Origin of the sequence: Pseudoalteromonas sp. SWYJZ19, from assembly GCF_015864375.1 — a bacterium.
In the GTDB taxonomy this organism is placed as follows: domain Bacteria; phylum Pseudomonadota; class Gammaproteobacteria; order Enterobacterales; family Alteromonadaceae; genus Pseudoalteromonas; species Pseudoalteromonas arctica.
This window is the reverse complement of the sequence record NZ_JADYXI010000046.1, coordinates 1-3,151: the sequence shown is the minus strand read 5'-3', so window position 1 is coordinate 3,151 and position 3,151 is coordinate 1. Positions and strand designations below refer to the sequence as shown.

Below are 3,151 nucleotides of genomic sequence, written 5' to 3'. Positions count from 1 at the left end.
AACGAGTCGCTGAGGCCGCCCACCCCCACGCCGCTATCGTTGGCGGTCTTGCGTAGGAAATCCAGTTGGCTGGCGACGAGTGCGGTGTCTTTGTAGACAGCGTTCATGGCCCGGCGGAACGTGTCGAGCTGCACGACCGAGGCGATGAACTGGCGACCCATGTCCTTGACGCGCTCCACAATCGCGCCCACGGCGTCCGCGATCAGGTTGCCGGCCGCAATCTGGCCCAGCGAGTTCTTGAACAGGCCGGCCGCCTTGTCGGCGGTGGTCAGCGTGCCGGTCAGCTCGCGGATTTCCCGCTCCAGCACCTTGATCTTGTTCTCGCCCGCAGCAAAGGCGCCGGAGAGCTGTGCACCCGTCTGCCCGGCAGTGGTCGCCAGGGTTGCCATCGCAGCGCGTGTCTCGGCGATTTCCTGCTGGACGGCCTGCACCGAGCGCACGCCGAGCGTGCCGAAGGCGTTGTCGATGCGCTGGGCAGCCTTCTGGGCTTCGTCAGCGGTCTGCTTGACCTGGGTCTCGGCCTGCTCCAGCGCGTTCTCCCAGAACTTGACGTACTGGGCCGCCTGCAGCAGTTTCTGCGCTTCGGTGGCCTGCTTCTCGAAGGCGTTCTGGTTGGCGAGTTCACGCTGGGCCGCAGCCAAAATCTCGGTCTCGCGGGCCAGTTGCTGGGCGGCGTGGGCCGCGTTGACCAGGGCCTCGGCCTCTTTCTGCCAGGCATCGTTGGCCGCAGCCGCTTCGCGCTTTGTGGCCGCGTACTGCTCCGTGGCCCGCGCCGCATCGCGCTGGGCCAGTGTCTCGGCCTGCAGCGCCGCTTGGCCGCGTGCCAGCAGGTCTGCAACTGCCTTCTCTTCGATGGCGAGCAGGCGGTTGGCTTCTGCCATCTCGCGGAGCGCTGCGTTGCGCGCGTTTACGGTCTGAACGCCAGAGTTGAAGATCGCCTGCAGCTTGCCCTCAGCCGCAGCTACGTCTGCAGTGGACAGCCCCAGCGCCTCGGCCGCCGTGGTCGCCTGACGTAGCGCCTCGTTCTGCTTGTTCAGGGCGGTGTCCAGGCGTTCGACCTGTGCCGCGCTCTTCTTGTACTGGGTCTCCAGTTTGCCTTGCTCGGCCACGGCCGACGAGGCTTCGGCGTTGGCTGCCTTCTGGTTGGCGCGCAGCGTTACGAGTTCGACGTTTGCTGCGTTCTGAGCTTTGACCGCATCGGCCAGTTGGTCGCGGTAGGCTGCAGTGTTCTTCCCGGCCGCGTCGTATTCTGCCTTCAGGAGTCGCAACGCTGCCGTGGCCTCGGCTTGCGTGCGCTGACCCTTCAACAACTCGGCGTTGGCCTCGCTCTGCCGCTGGGTGGCCTTAGCAGTGGCATCACGCAACACCTCCAGCCGCTCGGCCATCTGCGCGGCGCTGTCGGCGGCGTCCACTTGGCGCGCGGCCAGCTTGTCGGTTTCCTCGCTCAGTTCCCGGAACGTGGTCAGCGCTTGGCTCTGCTCGCCCAGGCGGCCGATCTCGTCGGCGAGCTTCTGGAACTCAGGCGCCGCTGCGCCGCCGTCGCGCCCGAGAGCTTCAACCGCCTTCTGCAGTTCCTTGATACCGTCTTCACCGAGGGTCTCAACGCTCAGTTTGAGGGTTACATCACGATTCGAAGTAGCCATGGTGTCTTTCAGGGCTGGTCAGGCCANCAACGCTCAGTTTGAGGGTTACATCACGATTCGAAGTAGCCATGGTGTCTTTCAGGGCTGGTCAGGCCAGTGGCGGTTGCCTTTGCGGATGTTCTCGGCTTCAGGCAGGACTTGGAGGTTGGCTTCGCAGTGCAGGCCGCGCACCGTCTTACCTTGCAGCGGTACGATGTGGTCCACGTGATACCACTCCCCAGTGAGCATGCTCAGGCCGTCGGCGGCCTCATAGAATTCCGCGATCTTCTTTTGGTCGGCCCATGTTGGGGTTGCTTGCAAAAGGGCCGCGCGCCATTTCGCCGAATGCATCGCCATCACGCCCGGGTTGGCGTCCCGCCACTTCTTGAAGATGGCCTTGGACTTTTCCAAGTTCGCGGCGCGCCAACGGCGCGACTTTTCATTATGGCGATCAAGCATCGACGCGCGACGGGCGTCGGCCTGTGCCTTGCGCTTCGCGCGGTTTTTCTCTTCCAGCGCGCGTCCCAGTTCAAGACGACGCGGGGCATACGCCGCGCGACTGATCGCGCGGAGTTCTTTGCGACGCTCGGCGTTGTTCTCTTCGTACCGCTTGGTGTACTCCGCAGCTTTTTCCGGGTGCTTCGCCATCCACTCGCGGTTTGTCGCCTTCGAACACTCTTTGCACCGGGACTGCAGGCCCGAAGGATTCTTGGTGGCTTTGTAGAATTCACTAGGGGTCTTGGTCAACCCGCATCGGGTGCATTTATGCATGACGATCCTTGAATGAAAAAACCCGCCAGGCTGAAGGCGCGTGGCGGGTTTGGGCTGCGGGCGGGCCCGCCACACCAGCAGTGCTTAGGCCACGGGGTCTTGGATCAACACCTCGTACGGAGCGTCCTTGCCGACCGGGGTCTTCAGTGTCCCCGTCAGGTTTACGTTCCCGAAGTCATCCGCCAGGAAGTCAAACTCGCTGTCTGGCGCCAGGATGGCTTCCCAGATCGTTGCCGTGCACTGGGTGCCGTCAGCTTGGTTGATACCGTCGAAAATGATTTCAACGCGAACTTCTGTGCGGGTGGAGCCCTTAACGTTCGTGCCCGTGGCACCGCTATGTGCGCAGGTAATGAAAACGTGGTCGTTTACCGCCAGAGCGCCCCCGGCCAGCGCCATGATCCAGCCCATGGGGCGGTTCAGTTTGTAGTCGGTGCCTTCGATCAGCGTGGCGCCACCAGTGGCCGCGTCTTCAACGGTAACCAGTGTGGCGAGATTCTTTTTGCCGATGGGGAGCCATGTGCCCACCTGTGTGACAGTCAGGTCGTAGCCCGTCAGCGTGCCGGAGGCTTCGGTGAACGCGGCAGAGGTTCCGAGGAAGGCCATGGTCAAGATGTCGCCGGTAACTTCCTTAAGCGCCATGGAGAACTCAGACGGTTGGGCGATGTTCACGCTCTCCAGCACCTGACCATAGTCATACCGGCCCTTGCTGGTCGATTGGATCGTTTCGACGCTGGGGGTGATCGAGAGACTGTCGGCGT

At 63.1% G+C, this 3,151-nt stretch carries 3 protein-coding genes; all 3 read right to left on the bottom strand.

Annotated features, from left to right (window positions below; genetic code table 11):
- On the bottom strand, positions 1 to 1,643 hold a 1,643-nt coding region (locus I6F45_RS21080), incomplete at its 3' end, for a hypothetical protein (RefSeq protein ID WP_197162022.1).
- Positions 1,644 to 1,721: 78 nt separating this feature from the next.
- The gene (locus I6F45_RS21075) at positions 1,722 to 2,270 is read right to left on the bottom strand and encodes a hypothetical protein (RefSeq protein WP_114488108.1); all 549 of its coding nucleotides are present in this window, start codon (positions 2,268 to 2,270) and stop codon (positions 1,722 to 1,724) included.
- A gap of 207 nt (positions 2,271 to 2,477) precedes the next feature.
- On the bottom strand, positions 2,478 to 3,151 hold a 674-nt coding region (locus I6F45_RS21070; protein WP_197162020.1), incomplete at its 5' end, for a hypothetical protein.